12 protein-coding genes are annotated in these 16,408 nt (G+C 71.3%); 4 read left to right on the forward strand and 8 right to left on the reverse strand.

Going from position 1 to position 16,408, the window contains the following annotated elements; all coding sequences use genetic code 11:
* Positions 1–33: 33 nt before the first annotated feature.
* Together AMK29_RS31780 and AMK29_RS31785 are read right to left on the reverse strand one after the other, a co-directional pair.
* Entirely contained in the window at positions 34–750 is a 717-nt protein-coding gene (locus AMK29_RS31780) for a DUF2306 domain-containing protein (protein ID WP_073819502.1), read from the reverse strand.
* A gap of 41 nt (positions 751–791) precedes the next feature.
* A complete protein-coding gene (locus tag AMK29_RS31785; protein ID WP_073819503.1) occupies positions 792–2,153 on the reverse strand; it encodes an extracellular solute-binding protein in 1,362 nt (453 codons plus the stop codon).
* A 169-nt stretch (positions 2,154–2,322) separates the two neighbouring features.
* Here AMK29_RS31785 and AMK29_RS31790 point away from each other — a divergent pair, with 169 nt between their 5' ends.
* From AMK29_RS31790 to AMK29_RS31805, 4 genes are read left to right on the forward strand one after another with little or no spacing between them, the layout of a single operon-like run.
* Entirely contained in the window at positions 2,323–3,876 is a 1,554-nt protein-coding gene (locus AMK29_RS31790; RefSeq protein ID WP_158071369.1) for a 4-hydroxyphenylacetate 3-hydroxylase family protein, read from the forward strand.
* Positions 3,877–3,889: 13 nt separating this feature from the next.
* Positions 3,890–4,144: a phosphopantetheine-binding protein gene (locus AMK29_RS31795; protein ID WP_073819504.1), complete on the forward strand. Its 255-nt coding sequence runs from the start codon at positions 3,890–3,892 to the stop codon at positions 4,142–4,144.
* The gene (locus tag AMK29_RS31800; RefSeq protein WP_073819505.1) at positions 4,141–5,544 is read left to right on the forward strand and encodes a condensation domain-containing protein; all 1,404 of its coding nucleotides are present in this window, start codon (positions 4,141–4,143) and stop codon (positions 5,542–5,544) included. Before AMK29_RS31795 ends, AMK29_RS31800 begins: the two co-directional genes overlap by 4 nt.
* A 6-nt stretch (positions 5,545–5,550) precedes the next feature.
* The gene (locus tag AMK29_RS31805; RefSeq protein ID WP_073819506.1) at positions 5,551–5,910 is read left to right on the forward strand and encodes a YciI family protein; all 360 of its coding nucleotides are present in this window, start codon (positions 5,551–5,553) and stop codon (positions 5,908–5,910) included.
* An 82-nt stretch (positions 5,911–5,992) separates the two neighbouring features.
* Here the strand turns inward: AMK29_RS31805 and AMK29_RS31810 are convergent, their stop codons facing one another.
* The 6 genes from AMK29_RS31810 to AMK29_RS31835 all read right to left on the reverse strand — a co-directional run bounded on the left by AMK29_RS31810 (position 5,993) and on the right by AMK29_RS31835 (position 16,330).
* A complete protein-coding gene (locus AMK29_RS31810; RefSeq protein WP_073819507.1) occupies positions 5,993–6,826 on the reverse strand; it encodes an SAM-dependent methyltransferase in 834 nt (277 codons plus the stop codon).
* Between the two features lie 38 nt (positions 6,827–6,864).
* Positions 6,865–9,114: a cytochrome P450 gene (locus AMK29_RS31815; RefSeq protein ID WP_073819508.1), complete on the reverse strand. Its 2,250-nt coding sequence runs from the start codon at positions 9,112–9,114 to the stop codon at positions 6,865–6,867.
* A gap of 31 nt (positions 9,115–9,145) precedes the next feature.
* Complete coding sequence (locus AMK29_RS31820; RefSeq protein WP_073819509.1) at positions 9,146–10,327, reverse strand: acyl-CoA dehydrogenase family protein; 1,182 nt, start codon at positions 10,325–10,327, stop codon at positions 9,146–9,148.
* Positions 10,328–10,505: 178 nt separating this feature from the next.
* Positions 10,506–12,035, reverse strand: a complete 1,530-nt coding sequence (locus AMK29_RS31825; protein WP_073819510.1) for a class I SAM-dependent methyltransferase — start codon at positions 12,033–12,035, stop codon at positions 10,506–10,508.
* 116 nt (positions 12,036–12,151) lie between these two features.
* The gene (gene cmdF / locus AMK29_RS31830; RefSeq protein ID WP_073819511.1) at positions 12,152–13,768 is read right to left on the reverse strand and encodes a tyrosine 2,3-aminomutase; all 1,617 of its coding nucleotides are present in this window, start codon (positions 13,766–13,768) and stop codon (positions 12,152–12,154) included.
* A 45-nt stretch (positions 13,769–13,813) separates the two neighbouring features.
* Positions 13,814–16,330, reverse strand: a complete 2,517-nt coding sequence (locus AMK29_RS31835) for an AMP-binding protein (protein ID WP_241845783.1) — start codon at positions 16,328–16,330, stop codon at positions 13,814–13,816.
* Positions 16,331–16,408: the final 78 nt, after the last annotated feature.

The raw sequence follows: 16,408 nt of genomic DNA on the forward strand, positions 1-16,408 counted from the left end.
CCTTCTGTCCCTCGGGTCGCCGGCGGCGGGCGTTCAGACGATTTCCTTCAGCGGACGGTCGGCGGTGCGGTTCAGCCACCACTGGACGAGGAAGAGGTTGATGACCCAGCCGAGCCACGGCGCGGTGCCCACGACCTGCGACCAGATCGCCTGGTTCTGCACCCCGAAGCTCATCAGCAGGACGACGAAGACCCGGCCCCACACGATGTTGATGGCGAAGGCGAAGCTGTAGAGCATCCACATCCGGTGCGCCAGGATGCGCCCCTGCACCGCGCGGGTGAAGCCCATGCCGGTGGTGAAGAGCCACAGCACGCCACCGAGGGTGGTGCCGACCGAGGGGCCCATCGACAGCGGCGTGATGAAGAAGGCGAGCAGCGCGGAGGGCAGGACGCCCGCGAAGACGTAGGTCCGGCCGATCAGCCGGTGCGCGGCGGGGTGGCGGCGGCGCAGCCACGGCCACAGCTGCAGCACGACCGTCACCAGCGCGATCGTGCCGGTGGCGATGTGGGCGACCAGCATCGGGTAGTGCTGCGGGGAGCCGGGCCGGATGGGTATGAGCGAGGCCTTCGGGTCCAGGCCCAGGTACGGCGGCCACACAAAGCTGAGGAACGCGAACACCACGACGCCGAGCGGCAGCACCCACGGGCGCCGCCACCACACCGGGGCGCCGGACCGCTTGGCCGCGGGGCGCGGCTCCACCACGTCCGGGGCCGGCCTTGTACGGGGAGCCGTGTCCAGGTTCTGCGCCACTGTGTTTCCTCCAGAGAAAAGTCCTGTGCGGGCCGGGTGGATCAGCCGACCCGGAAGCGGTGCGGCCCGCGCTGCCCGGGCACCAGGCCGAGGCAGTGGGCGTTGTGGTCGTCGAGGAGGCGCTGCGCCTCGGACCTGGCGAGGGCGAACCGCTCGGCGGGATCGGCGCCCGCCGTGAGCACGTCGTGCATCGCCGCGGTCAGCGTGTCCTGGATCCCGACGAAGTCGCCGACCAGCGCGCCGTCCGCAGCGGTCGCGCGCTCGCCCGCGGCGAGCTGGTCGAGGGCGACCCGGTGGTGGGGGTTCGCCTCGAACCAGCCCTCGTCCTCCAGGAGTGCCCGGGCGGACTCGGTGACGGGGATGAAGCCGCTCGTCTTGTGACGTTCGGCGGCGTTGCGCGGGGTCAGGAAGGTCAGGAGGAAGGCGAGCGCGGCGTCGCGGGCGGCGGGTTCGAGCCCGGCCGCGAGCCACAGCGAGTCGCCCCCGATGACGTTACCCGCGTAGGGCACCGCGGCGCTGTACGGCATGGGCGCCGCCACGACCTCGAAGCCCCCGTCGCGGCCCGCCTGCACCATTCTGTCGGCCTCCACGGAGGTGCTGAGCACGAACGCCACCCGCTGCTCGGCGAACGCACGGTAGTTGCGCTCCCACGCCGGGTAGGTGTCGTCGCCCGCCGACCGCAGGCCGGAGTAGAGGTAATGGCCGTCCTCGTGCAGCTCCTGCCACCAGCGGGCGAAGCGCAGCACCGCGGGCGAGTCGGCCTCGACGGCTGTGGCGCGCTCCGTCCGCCCGTTGCCGGGTGTGGCGAGCAGGGCGCCCTGCTGGGCGACCGCCTGCTGGAACAGCCAGCCGTGGTTGGGCCAGGTCACTCGGTGCGAAGGCCCGCCGTCCAGGCGCGCCACCGCCGCGCAGGCGGCGGTCAGCTCCTCCCAGGTGCGGGGAACCGAGCGCAACCCGGCGGCCTCCAGCAGGGTGGTGTTGGCGTACAGCAGGGTCGTCGATGTCAGCGGCGGAAGGGCGAAGAGCCCCTCGCCCTCAAAGGTGTAGTAGTCGCGGGCGGCGGGCACCAGATCGTCGAGGCGCGCCGGCACACCGAGGATCTTGTCGCGGCCGTCGATGGCCCGCTCCACGGAGGTGAACAGCGGCGATCCGTCGGCCGCGAGCAGGTCGCGGGAGAGTTGCGTCGAGGTGTAGAAGCTCTGCACGATCGCTGGCTGACGCCCTTCGCGGGCGGCGCGGGCCACCTCCTCGGGGAGCTTCAAGTGGTCGACCCCGCGGACCTCGACCCGCACCCCGGGGTGGGTGCGCTCGAACTCCTGGGCCAGTTCCCTGGTCTCGCTCAGGAACAGCGGAACGACCGGGTAGTCGTTGAGCCAGACGTCAAGAACGACCTGGTCGGACATGGGGGTTCGGCCTCCGCTCGGGGGAACTGCGAAAGACAGTCGGCGCCCATTCTTCGTGAGCGGAATAAGCACGGCATCTTCTGCCGTGCTCTCAAGGCGGCAATCTGGGATAAGGCCCCGCCGGGTCTGTGGTGCCAGACTCGCTGCCCTGGGCGAGGAGAGGAACACCATGGCTGAAGAGCGCCGCAGGACACGCCCGTTCACCGGCGATGAGTACGTGGAAAGCCTGCGCGACGGCCGCGAGGTCTACATCTACGGGGACAAGGTCAAGGACGTCACGACACATCCGGCCTTCCACAACCCGATCCGGATGACCGCCCGCCTCTACGACGCGCTGCACGACCCGAAGCGCCAGCCCGTCCTCACCGCCCCCACCGACACCGGCAGCGACGGCTACACGCACCGCTTCTTCACCACGCCCCGCTCGGTCGACGACCTCGTCGCCGACCAGAAGGCCATCGCCGAGTGGTCCAGGCTCAGCTACGGCTGGATGGGCCGCAGCCCCGACTACAAGGCCTCGTTCCTCGGCACGCTCGGGGCGAATGCGGACTTCTACGGCCCGTTCGCGGACAACGCGCGGCGCTGGTACCGGGAGTCGCAGGAGAAGGTCCTCTACTGGAACCACGCGATCGTCCACCCACCGGTCGACCGCAACCTCCCCCCGGACCAGGTCAAGGACGTGTTCGTGCACGTCGAGAAGGAGACCGATGCCGGCCTGGTGGTCAGCGGCGCCAAAGTGGTGGCGACCGGCTCGGCGCTCACCCACTACAACTTCATCGCCCACTACGGGCTGCCGGTCAAGGAACGTGAATTCGCGCTGGTCGCGACCGTTCCGATGGACGCGCCCGGGCTCAAGCTGATCTGCCGCCCGTCCTACTCCGCCACGGCCGCCCTGGCCGGCAGCCCCTTCGACTACCCCCTGAGCTCGCGCCTCGACGAGAACGACACGATCCTCGTCATGGACAAAGTGCTCATCCCCTGGGAGAACGTCTTCATCTACGGGGACCTGGGCAAGGTCCAGATGTTCACCGCCAAGTCGGGCTTTCCCGAGCGGTTCACCTTCCACGGCTGCACCCGCCTCGCGGTGAAGCTGGAGTTTCTCGCCGGCCTCCTCGCCAAGGCCCTGGAGATCACCGGCACCAGTGATTTCCGCGGCGTGCAGAGCCGCCTCGGCGAGGTGCTCGCCTGGCGCAACCTGTTCTGGGGCCTTTCCGACGCCGCCGCCCGCAACCCCGTGGAGTGGAAGAACGGCGCCCTGCTGCCCAACCCCGAGTACGGCATGGCCTACCGCTGGTTCATGCAGATCGGCTATCCACGCATCAAGGAGATCATCCAGCAGGACGTCGCCAGCGGACTGATCTACGTCAATTCCAGCGCCGACGACTTTGCCAACCCCGAGATCCGCCCCTATCTCGACAAGTACGTGCGCGGCTCAGGCGGCACGGACGCCGAGGGGCGCATCAAGGTCATGAAGCTGCTGTGGGACGCGGTGGGCACCGAATTCGGCGGCCGCCATGAACTGTACGAGCGCAACTACGCGGGAAACCACGAGAACACCCGTGTCGAGCTGCTCTTCTCCCAGACCGTCAGCGGCCAGCTGGACCAATACAAGAGCTTCGTCGACGACTGCATGAGCGAGTACGACCTGGACGGCTGGACCGTCCCGGATCTCTCCTCCTTCGACGAGCTCAGGAAGACCAGGAACGAAGCGTTCCGTGACTGAGGAGAACACACCCGTGACGAACAGTGTCGAGGAGACCGCCACCCGCATCTGGACGGACATCCTGCGTCCGGCCGCGGACCAGGAGGAGCACACCTTCTTCGCCCTCGGCGGTCAGTCGATCTCCGCCGTGCGGATCGTGGCCCGGGTCGAGTCGGACCTCGGTGTCGAACTCGACCTCCGTGTCCTGTTCGAGGACCCGGACCTGGCCGCCTTCCGGCAGGCCGTCGGCGAGGCCGTCGACGCGGCGGCGGAGAGCAGCGCCGCGTGACCGTCACCGACCTCGCGCCGGCCGAAGGATTCCCCCTCGCGGTCCAGCAGGAGTTCCTGTGCCTGTGGGACAAGGGCGATGACATGGGTCCGTTCGGCCCCCGCTTCCACATCGTCGACGGCTGGCGGGTGAGCGGCCGCATCGAGACCGCGCTGCTGCAGGCCGCCCTCGACGACGTCGTCGTTCGTCACGAGGCGCTGCGCACCACCGTCGTCCGGGACGCCGAGCCGCGCCACCAGCGGATTCTCGCCCCCGCGCCGGTGCCGCTGGAGGTCCGACAGCTGCCCGCGACCGACCCGGCCGACGAGGAAAGCCGCCACCTCGCCAGCGAGGAGCTGCTCAATGAACTCGCCGCCGACACCATCGGCGTCCGCCGCATGCCGCTGCTGCGCGCGGTCCTCGGCCGCTTCGACGACGAGGACGCCGTCCTCGCGCTGATCGCCCACCACACCGCCGTCGACGCCTGGTCGATGCAGGTCATCCTGCGCGACCTCGCCGGTCTCTACGCCCGGCACGCCGGAGCCGACCTGCCGCCGCTCGCCCCCGCGCCGCAGTACCGCGAGTACGCACACTGGCAGCGCTCCGACGAGGCCCGCGAAGCCGAGCGGTCCGCCCGCGCGTTCTGGCGCACCAAGCTCGACGGCGCCCGCGCCCTCGCGCTGCCCACCGACCGGACCCGCAGCGAGGCACCGGAGTTCTCCACCTCCTGGCACCGGTTCGGCTGGGGCACCGGGCTGCGCGAGCAGGTGACGACGCTGGCCGCAGGCACCCGCAGCTCGGCCTTCATCGTGCTGCTCGCCGCCTTCAACGTCTTCCTCAACCGGCAGACCGGCGACACCGACGTCGTGGTTCCCACCTTCACCCCGGGCCGTACCCAGGCCCGCTTCCAGGACGCCGTCGGGTCCTTCTTCAACTTCCTGCCGCTGCGCACCGACCTGACCGGCTGCGCCACCTTCCGCGACGTGGTCGCCCGCACCCGCGAGAGCTGCCTGGACGCCTATACCCGGGAGATCCCGCTGGCGCACGTCCTGGACGAGGCGCCCGAACTCATGGACCGGGTCGGCGTCGACGGCCTGGCGTCCTGTGTCTTCCAGGTCATCCAGACCCCGTTCACGATGGCGGGGGAGCGGATCGGACCGCTCGCCTACCAGGCCGTGCGCCGCAAGGTGCTCTCGCAGAGCATCGGCTCGGACATCCCTGACGGCACCCTGCTGTGCCTGGAGATCTCCCCGACCGGAGAGCTCATCGGCGAGCTCGGTTTCAGCAGCAACCTCTACGACGAGAGCACGGTCCGGCGCCTGGTCGCCGACTTCCGCGACGTCCTGAGCGAGCTGGTGACCGACCCCGGCGCCCCGTTGCCGGCCCCCACAGATTTCCCCCCAGCCCCGAACCAGGAGTGACGACAGGTGAAGTTCCTGCTCATCATGCACATGAACCCCGTCCTGTGGGACAAGCTCTCCGAAGAGGAGCAGCAGGAGGTGTTCGACGGCCACGACCGCTTCCAGGAGATCATCCGCGGCAGCGGTGAGATGGTCGGCACCAAGGCCCTCGACGTCCCCACGAACACCGCCACCGTGACCGTCAGGGACGGCGCCGTGCAGTCCGTCGAAGGGCCGTACGTGCCGGGCGAATCGTTCCTATGCGGCTACTACGTCGTCGATGTCGCCTCCAAGGAGCGCGCCGTCGAACTCGCGGCGCTGATTCCCGACGCGAAGCTGACCGCCGTGGAGGTCCGCGAGGTCGTCCACGACGACGGCGCCGAGTAACTCCCGCCGGAGACGACGAAGGGGCCCGCCGCTCACGCGGCGGGCCCCTTCGGATTTCCCGCGTCACGGGGACGCGGGGCGTTCAGACGCGAGGCCTACGGACCGTGACGATGCTGTACGCGATGCGCTCGGAGCCCGGACTGAAGAAGTCGGCCATCGCCTCCTTGAGCCCGGCGACCGCCTCGTCGCCGAAGGCCGCGCGCAGGGTCTCCCGCCCCTCCTCGGCGGCCTCCACATACTTCGGACCCATGCCGAAGACGCGCGGACCGCACTGGGTCCACTCCTCGACGTGGAAGCCCGCCGCGCGCAGCGCCACCAGCCACTCCTCGACCGGCTGGAGCAGCGGCAGGGCCAGCTTCTCTGCGAGCACGTCCCGCTCGTCCTGCGGCACGCCCGGGGCCAGCGTGTAGTCGGTCATCGTCAGGGCACCGCCCGGACGCAGCACCCGGAACAGCTCGGCGAGCGCCGCGGCCAGGTCCGGCGCGTACTGCAGCGACTCCATCGCCATCACGGCGTCGAACGAGCCGTCGGCATGGTGGCCGAGCTCGGCGTAGCTGCCGTGCTCGAACCGGAGCCGGTCGGACAGGCCGCGCGCGGCGGCCTTCTCCGTACCAGCACCGGCCTCGAAGCCGCTGACCGTCACGCCCGTGACATCGGCGCCGGTCTCCTCGGCGACCAGCAGCGCCGGCCCGCCGGGCCCGCAGCCCGCGTCGAGGACCCGCTGACCGGCCCGTACGCCGAGCACGTCGACGACCTTGCGGGTCAGCCGGCGCGACGCCTCCGCCATCGGGGTGTCGTCGTCCGGACCGAACCAGTAGCTCAGGTGCGCCTGCCCTTCGTTGAAGACGTCGGAGACCGGGGACGACTGGTCCCAACGTTCCCCTTCGCGGGTTGCCTGCGCGGTCGTTGTGCTCATCTCTCTGCTCCCGGCGGTGACGGCGGATCGGTGGCGGATCAGTAGGTGACGACGGCCCGGAACCGGACCTCGCCCTTGGCGGCCAGGGCGACCGCCTCGGCGATCCGCTCCTTCGGGAAGACCTCGACGATCGGGTCGACCTTGCCCTCGGCGACCAGCCGCAGCGCCTCCGTGAGCTGCTCGAGACCGTTGTGGGTGGCGCCGATGATCTGCTGGCGCTGCGCCCAGACCGGGCTGGTCGGCCCGATCGAGAAGGACCCCTCGGGGTCGATGGTGGCAAGCACCAGACGGCCATTGGGGCGCAGCCCCTGCAGCGCGTCGGTGGCCGCCTCGTACGAGGTGCCGGTCACCAGGATCACGTCGGCGCCGCCCGCGGCCGCCAGCTCCGCGCCGTTGGCCACGACGGTGGCGGCCCCCAGCTCGCGGGCCAGGTCGTGCTTGTCGGGGGAGCGGGTGATCGCGACCGTGTCGAAGCCGCAGGCCCGGGAGAACTGCAGCGCCAGGTGGCCGAGGCCGCCGATGCCGAGGACCGCCACCCGCTCGTGCGGCTTGGGGTCAGCGGCGCGCAGCGCGCTCCACGAGGTGTAACCGGCGCACAGCACGGGCGCCGCCTGCACATAGCTGACCTCGTCGGGCAGCAGCACCGTCGAGTCCGCGAGCACGGTGACGTACTCGGCGTGGTGGCCGGGGACGGTCAGACCGCTCATCACGGGCGCCGCGCAGTTCATGCCGGACTGGCCGGTCAGCGGCAGATTGAGCCTGCAGTAGTCGCACGTCCCGCAGGTGCCCTGCACCCAGGTCGCGCCGACCCGGTCACCGACCTTGCGATGGGTGACGCCGGGGCCCACGGCGACGACATCGCCCGCCGCTTCGTGACCGACCACGACCGGGTCGAACTCGGGGAACGGGAAGTGGCCGTCGGTCAGCCAGAGGTCGTTGTGGCACAGGCCGCTGGCCCGCACACGGATCAGCACCTGGCCGGGTCCGGGCTGCGGCACCGGGACGTCCCGCAGCTCCCAGGTGGCACCCACCTCGGGCACCACGGCGGCCTTCATGGTGGTCGGGCGGGCGTCGAGCAGCACCGGCAGCTCGGCGACGCCGTTCATGATGAACGTGCCCTGCGGGGCGATGGACTCGGCCGGCACGGCCAGGCCCAGGTGCGGGAACCGCTCGAACAGCGCGGCCAGCGCGATCTCCGCCTCCAGCAGGGCCAGCGGCTGGCCGATGCAGCGGTAGATGGCGTGCCCGAAGGAGAGGCTCTCCTTGTTGGCGCGCGTGATGTCGAAACGGTCGGCGTCCGCGCCGTGCACCTCGGGGTCGCGGCCAATCGCCGCGTAGTTGACGAGCACCGGCTCGCCCTTGGGGATGGTGACGCCGCCGATCTCGACGTCCTCCACGGGGAAGCGGAACGGCAGGTGCGCCACCGGCGCCTCCACCCGCAGCGTCTCCTGGATGACGTCCTGCCAGGTCGCCTCGCCGGAGCGGACCAGGGCGAGCTGCTCCGGGTGCGTCAGCAGGGCGAGCACGGCGTTGGCGATGAGGTTCTTCACCGGCTCGGTGCCGGTGGCGAGCATGATGTGCAGCGTGCCGACCAGCTCGTCGTCCGACAACAGTGAGCTGTCCGCCTGCTGGGCCGCGACGAGGTCGCTGGTCAGGTCGTCGCCCGGCGAGCGCCGCTTGGAGTCGACGAAGTCGAGCATCTCCTGGTGCCAGCGGGCCACGTTGGCGGCCGCCTCCTCCGGCGAGATGCTGGTGTCGACGTTGACCTCGCCGCCGCGCAGCATCTCGGCGCGGGCCTCCGCGGGCACCCCGAACAGGTCGCAGATGGCGCGGGCCGGCAGCGGGTGGGCGAACAGTCCCTTCAGATCCACCGGCTCACCGGCCGGAAGAGCGGCCAGCTCGTCGAGCAGCTCGGTGGTGATCGCCTCCACGGCCGGCCGCAGCGCCTCCACCCGGCGCGGGGTGAAGGCGTGCGCGCACGGCTTGCGCAGCCGGGTGTGGTCGGCGCCGTAGGCGGTGGTCATGTTCTCCATGAGCACCCAGCCGATCAGCGGGAAGTCCTCGCCGACCGTGCCGTCGACATAGGCGTCGAAGTGCCGCCTGCCGTCCTTGGAGAAGCGGTGGTCGCTGAGGACCTCCCGGGCGGCGGCGTGGCCGGTGACCGACCAGGCCTTCACACCGCCCGGCAGCTCGATCCGGGCCACCGGTCCCTGCGCCCGTATGCGGGAGCCCTCGGCGTGGATGTCGGCGCCCAGGGGGTCCAGGGCGACAGGGCAGCGGCTTTCCATCGGGAAGTCCTCCGGTGGATCTCGGGTGGGCCTACAGGTAGACGGTGTTGGGCTCCTGGCCGCAGACGATTCGGCCGTACAGCTCAAGGTTGGTGTTGGGGTGGAGGATCGCGTGCAGGTTGATGGTCTGCACGTCCCGCTCGATGCGCTGGATCGGCACCGAGCTGTAGATCGAGGAGCCGCCGCTCGCGGTGTTGAGGAGGTCCACGGCCTCCTTGGCGCGCTGGGTGACGGCGCCGAGGTCGAGGCGGACCCGGGCCCGCTCCTCCAGCGTCCACTCCTCACCGGCGGCGCCCTTGGTGTCGACCATCGCGGCGGCGCGGTGGGCGTGGAAGTCCGCCTCGTCGATCTTCACGGTGGCCTCGGCGACCTGGAGGTGCGTCAGCGGGGCCTCGGCCTGGCTCTCGTACGCGGTGTACGTGATCTTGCGGCCGGGCAGCCGGTCCAGGAATGCGTCCTTGGCGGCGCGGGCGAGACCGAGGGCCGGGGCGGAGATGGTGGCACAGGCGGTCGGCATGAACGGCGCGCTGTAGAGCGGGGAGCCCGCGTTGAGCACCGAACGGTGCTGACCCATGAGCACCGGCACCATCGGGAGCACGCGCTCCTGCGGCACGAACAGGTTCTCGGCGATCGTGCTGACGCTGCCGGTGCCGCGCAGACCGGCGGTGTGCCAGTCGTCCACGATGGTCAGGTCGGAAACCGGGATGGCCACCATGATCGGCTGCGGCTCGCCGTCCTCACCGATGAGGATCGCGGCGTTGGTGTTCCAGTGGCTGTGCTGGACGCCGGAGTTGAAGGACCACTTGCCGTTGAGCACAATGCCGCCGGGGACCGGGGTGGCCATCGCGGTCGGGCTGAGGATACCGCTGATGCGGACGTCGGGGGTCGAGAAGACCTCGTCCTGGACCTCGTCGGGGAAGAGGCCGACCATCCAGGAGCTGATCGCCCAGACCGAGGCGGTCCAAGCGGCGGAGCCGTCACCCCGGGCGAGCTCGGCGAGCGTGTCGACCACGGTGCGCATGTCGGACTGGTAACCGCCGTAGCGGTGCGGCACGCGCATCTTGAGAATTCCGGCCTCGGTGAGGGCTTCGACCGTCTCCTGGGACAGGTTGCGGTTCTCCTCGCCGACCGGCGCGTTCCGCTGGAGCAGCGGAATCAGGTCCGTTGCACGGCGGACGAGTTCTTCGCGGGGCGGCGCCTCGATGGTCTGCATGAATTCTCCTGAATCGGTCACCGGAGTTGGGCCGAAAGGATCGTTGCACCGAGCAAAGGACGGTTCCATATTCAATGTTGCTCAATGCGAATGCCGGTGCGCGGCGGGCCCATGGGGCCCGCTGAGCACCGGGTCATCGGGCTTTTTCCGTGCTTTCCGGGAATCTTCGGACGTGCTGTCAGCGCTTTTCCGCGGTGATGATGACGAAGGTGCCGGGATCGGTCTCAGCCACCGGTGAGAGCCCCGCCTCGTCCAGCCAGACATGGATCTGTTCGGTCTCGAACAGCTTGATGCCGTCGGGGCTGCCCGGGAACGCGTGTGAGCCCTGGAAGTAGCGATAGACCGGATCGGACGCCCAGCGGAACGTCAGCAGCGTCAGCCGGCCACCCGGCCGCAGCGCGCGACCGATCTCGGAGATCGCCTTGCCCGCGTCCGGCAGCGCCTGGAGCGCGTTCCAGCAGTTGACCGCCGCCAGCGAGGAGTCCGCCACCGGCAGTGCGAGGGCGCTCGCCCGCAGCGTCGCGATCTCGGGCAGCCGGGCCCGCAGACCGGCCAGCATGGGCGCGATCAGGTCCAGGGCCAGCACTCCGCCGCCCGCGGCCGCCTCGGCGACCACAGCGGTCCAGCGGCCCGCCCCCGCGGCGACGTCCAGGACGGGACCGTCTACCGCGGACAGCTGCTCGGTCAAATAGTCGTCCTCGTCGACGGGGCTGATTGTCCCGCCCCAGTTCTGGCCCATCACCCTCAGGAACGCCGGGCGCAGCACGTTCTCGTAGTGAAAGCCGATGCCCTGCAGACCGGCCGCGTTCTGCAGCACGTCGTCCTCGTCGTGCTCACCGGCACCGGCGGACAGGTCGAGTACACCGTGCGGCAGCGCGTAGCTCCGCTCGCACCCGGTGCAGGACGTACCGGTGGTCGCGAACGACAGCGTGGCGCGGCAGGCGGGGCAGCGCAGCACGTCCGCGAAGCGGCTGAACTCCTCGATGCGCGGGGCCGGCGGTTCGGCCGGGCGGGCGTCGGCGTGGACGCTGGTGTCGCGGACCACCGTCGGGCGGCCGTTGCGCAACGCCCATACGGCCTTCGCACCGGTGTACGCGAGCACCGAGCGGGTGTCGCTCGACCAGGTCGCTGCGAGCTGCTCCGGTGTCAGAGCACGGATCCAGTCCTGGTCGAAGGCCAGCTCCTCGGCGCCCAGCTGCCACTCGTACGGCGAGGGCCAGACCCGGCCCAATACGACGTCCTCGGGATCGAGCGGCTTCAGGCAGCGCTCCAGCCGAGTGCGGTCGTCCGGGGTGAGCTCGGTGCCGGCCGCGGCGGCGAGGATCCGCTCCCGGTCACCACCGAGGTGGGAGAGCAGGTACAGGGCGGCGAGCTGAGTGGGGCCGCCCGGCTCGGATCCCGTGAGCAGCGGCAGGTAATCGGCGAGCCCGGCCCGTACGGCTTCGGTCAGCGGACCGCCGCCCGCGGTGTGCTCGGTCTCGGCCAGCAGCCCGAGCAGCAGCATGAGGTACCCCTGGCGCAGCTCGTCGGTACCGGACAGAGCTGCCACCAGCCGGGGCACCCCGGCCAGGGCCCTGTCCGTGGCCACGCCGTCCTTCCACAGCGCGTCGGTCAGCCGCAGGAACTCCGCGTCGGCCTGGTCGGGCGAGGCGGTGAGCAGGGCGTGCGGAAGGGCGTCGGTCGGCGGGGCGTCCGGGGCGGCAGTCATGGGGTGCGGGGTCCTTTCGGGCAGCGGGCCGAGCAGAGGGTGGGGCGGGCCGGCCGCGGTCTGCGGCCAGCCTCGCGTGCCGTGGATGAAGGGCGCCGGGTGTCCGGCGCACCGGGTCAGCGCAGGACGACGTCGGTGTGACGGTCCAGGGCCGCCAGAAACTCTCCGCGCGACAGGGCGGCGGCGACCAGCTCGATGTCGTCGGCCATGTAGCGGTCCACGCCCAGCGTCGGGACCAGCGCGCGGACGGCATCGTACGTGGACTTGGCGGCCGGGCTCAGGCCCTCGAAGCGGCCCGAGATGTCGACGGCCTGTGCCGCGGCGAGGAACTCGACGGCGAGGATGCGGTTGTTGTTCTCGAGGACGCGGCGGGCGTTGCGGGCGGCGATCAGGCCCATGCTGACGACGTCCTGGTTGTCGCCGTTGGACGGCACGCTCTGGGTGCTGGCGGGGCCGATCGTGCGGTTTTCGGCGACGAGCGCGGTGGCCGGGTATTGGGCACCGGCGAAGCCGCTGTGCAGACCGGGGTCGCCAGCCACCAGGAACTCCGGCAGGCCGTAGCTCAGGTGACGGTTGAGCACCCGGTTGATCTGGCGCTCGGCGAGCACGCCGAGCTGGGTCAGCGCGATGGTCACGAAGTCCATGGCAAACGCGATGGGCTGGCCGTGGAAGTTCGCGCCGTGGAAGATCTCGTCCTGGCCCTCGAAGAACAGCGGGTTGTCGTTAGCCGAGTTGAGCTCGATCTCCAGCTTCTGCACCGCGTGGTAGAGGGTGTCGCGGACGGCGCCGACGATCTGCGGGATGGCCCGCAGCGAGTACGCCTTCTGCAGGTAGATCTCGGAGCGCTGGACGTCCTTGTCGGTGTCCTTGTCGGCCTGGAGCTCGCGGCGCAGGTCGGCGTGCTCGACCGTCAGGTTGCTGCCGTTCATCAGCGCGCGCATGTTGGCCGCCGTGTCGATTTGCCCCTGGTGCGGGCGGGCGATGTCGTGGCCCTCGGCGAGGAACGGGCTGGTGGAGCCGCGCAGCGTCTCGATGAGCAGCGCCGTGACGATCTCGGCCTGGCGGGCCTGGGCGAGGGCGCGGCCGACCACGAGCGAGCCGAGACCGGTCATCGCCGAAGTGCCGTTGATGAGAGCCAGACCCTCCTTGAACTTCAGCTTGAGCGGCTCGATGCCCAGCTCGTCGAGGACCTTGCGGGTGGGCACCTGCTTGCCGTCGCGCAGCACGTAGCCTTCGCCGATCAGGGTGCTGGCCACGTGGGACAGCGGGGCGAGGTCGCCACTGGCGCCCAGGGAGCCGATCTGCGGGATCGCCGGGGTGATGCCGAGGTTGAGGTAGAGGGCGAGGCGCTCCAGGATCTCCGGGCGCACTGCGGAGTAGCCCTTGGCCAGCGTGTTGAGGCGGGCGGCGACGACGGCGCGCGCCTCGTCCTCGGCGAACAGCGGTCCGACACCGGCGCTGTGGCTGCGAACCAGGTTGGTCTGCAGCTCGGTCTCCTTGGACTTGTCCACCTGCATGTAGATCATCTCGCCGTAGCCGGTGGTCACCCCGTAGATCGGGATGTTCTGCTCGGCGATGCCCTCGAAGATCTCCCTGCTCCTGCGGGCCTTCGCCATCGCCCCGTCAGGGACCGTGGCCTGCGCGCCCTCCTCGGCGACCTGACGCACCGAGTCGATGGTCAGGCTCTCGCCGTCGAACGCGACCGGAATGGCGGAAATCTCGACTGTCGTCAACGTACTCACTCCCAGTGGAATCGGATGAAGGCAGGTGGTGCGGGGTCAGGCCGCGGCGGTCGCCGCCCGCAGGCGCGAGCGGTCCACCTTTCCGGCGGCGTTGCGCGGCAGGCGGTCCGGCGCCTCGTGGAACGTCGCGGGCAGAGTCAGGGGGCCGAAGTGGCCGCGCAGGTGCGCCCGCCACTCGGCGGCGGCACCGAGAGGCCGGCCGTCGGCGTCCCGGCGCGGCACGACATGGACGTCGAGTCCCCGCACCAGGCCCGTCACCGGTTCGGCGACCGGCACCACGGCGCACTCCAGGACGGAGGCGTGCGAGGCGAGCGATCCTTCGATCTCGGTCAGTTCGACCCGGTTGCCCGCCAGCTTGATCTGGAAATCCTCGCGGCCCCGGTACTCCAGGGTGCCGTCGGGCAGCCGCCGCCCGAGGTCGCCGGTGCGGTACCAGCCCCCCTCGACGCCGGGCGTGTCCAGCCACTCCACCGGGCGGAACGGGGTGCGGTCGGCACTGCCCAGGTACCCCGAGGTCACATAGGGAGAGCGCACCACGATGCTGCCGGTGACCCCGACCGGGCAGGTCAGGTCGTTCTCGTCGAGGACGAGGAGCTGGCGGCCCGGGATCGCCCGGCCGATCGGCACCGGGCCCTCGGTCAGGCCGGTGACCTCGTGCCAGGTGGCGGCGACGACCTCGGTCGGCCCGTACAGGTTGAAGACGCGCAGGGCCGGCAGCTCCTCGGCCAGGCCGCTGAGCAGCTCCGGCGGCAGCGCCTCGCCCATCAGCAGCAGATGGCCGAAGGCGTCGAGCCGCGGCCCCGCCCCGGTCCGGGCGATGACGTCGAGGAGGTCGCGGGCGAAGCTGGGCACGGTCTGCAGGTGCGTGATTCGGTGCTCAGCCAGCCACGGCACCAGCAGGTCCGGGTTCACCCTCACCTTGTCGGGCACGACGTACAGCGTGCCGCCGGTGGCGAGCGTCGCGCCGACCTCGGCAAGCGCCGGATCGTGCTCGGGGGATACCCACTGAGCCACCCGGGCTCCAGGGCCCATCGCGAACCGGGTGCCGAACCAGCCGGTGAACTGGGTGAGCGCGGCGTGCGTCTGGGGGATGCCCTTGGGGCGTCCGGTGGAGCCGGAGGTGAAGGCGATGTACGCGGTGTCGCCGGGGGTGACGGTGGGCGCCGGGGCCACGGGCAGGGTGGTGGCGTCGGCGGCCACGTCCACCACCCGGCCGCCGAACTCGGCGCGGTACCAGTCGAGCAGCTCGTCGGCGCCGTCGCCCTCGACGAGCACGCAGGCCGGCCGCAGGGCGGTGAGCACGGAGCGGCCGCGCTCACCGGCGGGACCGGGGGCGAGCCAACACAGCTTGGCCCCGTGGGCGAGGACGCCGAGCAGCGCGGCGATCCGCAGCGGCCCCGGCGGCATCCGGACCACCACGGCGTCGCCCGTGGCCACGCCGGCGGCGGCGAGCCATCGGGTGACGTCGCGGGCCGCCGCGTGCAGCGCGGCGTAACCCGTGGTGCTGCCGTCCCAGACGACCGCGGGCGCGTCGGTGACGGCATGGGCCGCCACCTGCACGGGCAGGGGTTCGGTGTGGCTGACCGGCCTGAACACCGGCAGGGCCGCGTAGCGTTCGATCAGCGCAGCGGCCGGGAGCAGCGGCGGCAGCGTGTTGACCGGCGTGTCCGGCGCGTCCAGCGCCGCCGCCAGCAGGGTGCGCAGCCCGTCGAGCAGGTTCGCGGCCGAGCCCGCGTCGTAGAGCGCGGTCCGGTACTCCAGACGGCCCGAGAGCCGGGGAGCCTCGCCGTCGACGCAGTCATCAATGGCCTCGACGACGAGGACGAGCCCGGTCGGCAGCACCACCCGGTCAGGAACGACGGGCCGGGCGCGCAGGCCTGCCACCCGGTCGACGACCGGCGCGGCGGACCGGTCGGCGAAGACGGCGTCGAGCTGCGGGAGGTCGCGGTCACCGCGCAGCGGGTGCGGTTCGAAGCCGAGCAGCGCGCGCAGGGTTCCGTCGCCCGCGTGGCCGCCGTGCCGCAGCAGCAGTGCCCGCAGTGCGGCGAGGACGACACCTGCCGGGGACGCACTCTGCTCCGCTGCAACCTCGGCGACCCGGCGAGCCAGCTCGCCGTCCCACACAAACGGCAGCGAGGCACCTTCGTACCGGTGGGTCCTGGTCCGGAGGGCGCGAACGACCGCCTCCCGGGCCGCCGCCTCCTGGGCCGTCGCCGCAGTCTCCGGGGCCGGCGCCGGCGCGCCGTGGCGCTCGTGCGCGTACGCGGCCGACAGCGTGTCGACCAGCCGGGAGACGTGCGCCTCGTCGAGGGCCCCGTCCACCGTCACGAACAGCAGCAGGTCCGCTGGGGCGATCCGGGCGGCATGCAGCCGCGCGTGCGGACCCGCCGTGACCGCCGTGGCGGACCGGGCCTCTCGGGCCGACGGGGCCTCGGTGGCCCACCGGCCGCACAGCGCGGCGGCCAGCGCGTCGACATCGTCCACCGCCACGGCGGTGAGGTCGGTGAAGCGCAGCGGCTCGGCCGTCACGGCGTCGCCCGGTCGAGCGCTCACCGTCGCGTCCCAAGCCCGGCGCAGCGCGGCCAGGTCGAGGCCGCCCGCTAGCCGGAATCCCGCACATCGAGGGGACAC

The organism is Streptomyces sp. CB02261 (assembly GCF_001905665.1).
GTDB lineage: Bacteria > Actinomycetota > Actinomycetes > Streptomycetales > Streptomycetaceae > Streptomyces.

What these genes read in the sequence shown, in the direction of transcription:
- AMK29_RS31785 (WP_073819503.1), bottom strand. Translation starts at nt 2,153, where the DNA reads ATGTCCGACCAGGTCGTTCTTGACGTCTGGCTCAACGACTACCCGGTC.
- AMK29_RS31790 (WP_158071369.1), top strand. Translation starts at nt 2,323, where the DNA reads ATGGCTGAAGAGCGCCGCAGGACACGCCCGTTCACCGGCGATGAGTAC.
- AMK29_RS31810 (WP_073819507.1), bottom strand. Translation starts at nt 6,826, where the DNA reads ATGAGCACAACGACCGCGCAGGCAACCCGCGAAGGGGAACGTTGGGAC.
- AMK29_RS31815 (WP_073819508.1), bottom strand. Translation starts at nt 9,114, where the DNA reads ATGGAAAGCCGCTGCCCTGTCGCCCTGGACCCCCTGGGCGCCGACATC.
- AMK29_RS31820 (WP_073819509.1), bottom strand. Translation starts at nt 10,327, where the DNA reads ATGCAGACCATCGAGGCGCCGCCCCGCGAAGAACTCGTCCGCCGTGCA.
- AMK29_RS31825 (WP_073819510.1), bottom strand. Translation starts at nt 12,035, where the DNA reads ATGACTGCCGCCCCGGACGCCCCGCCGACCGACGCCCTTCCGCACGCC.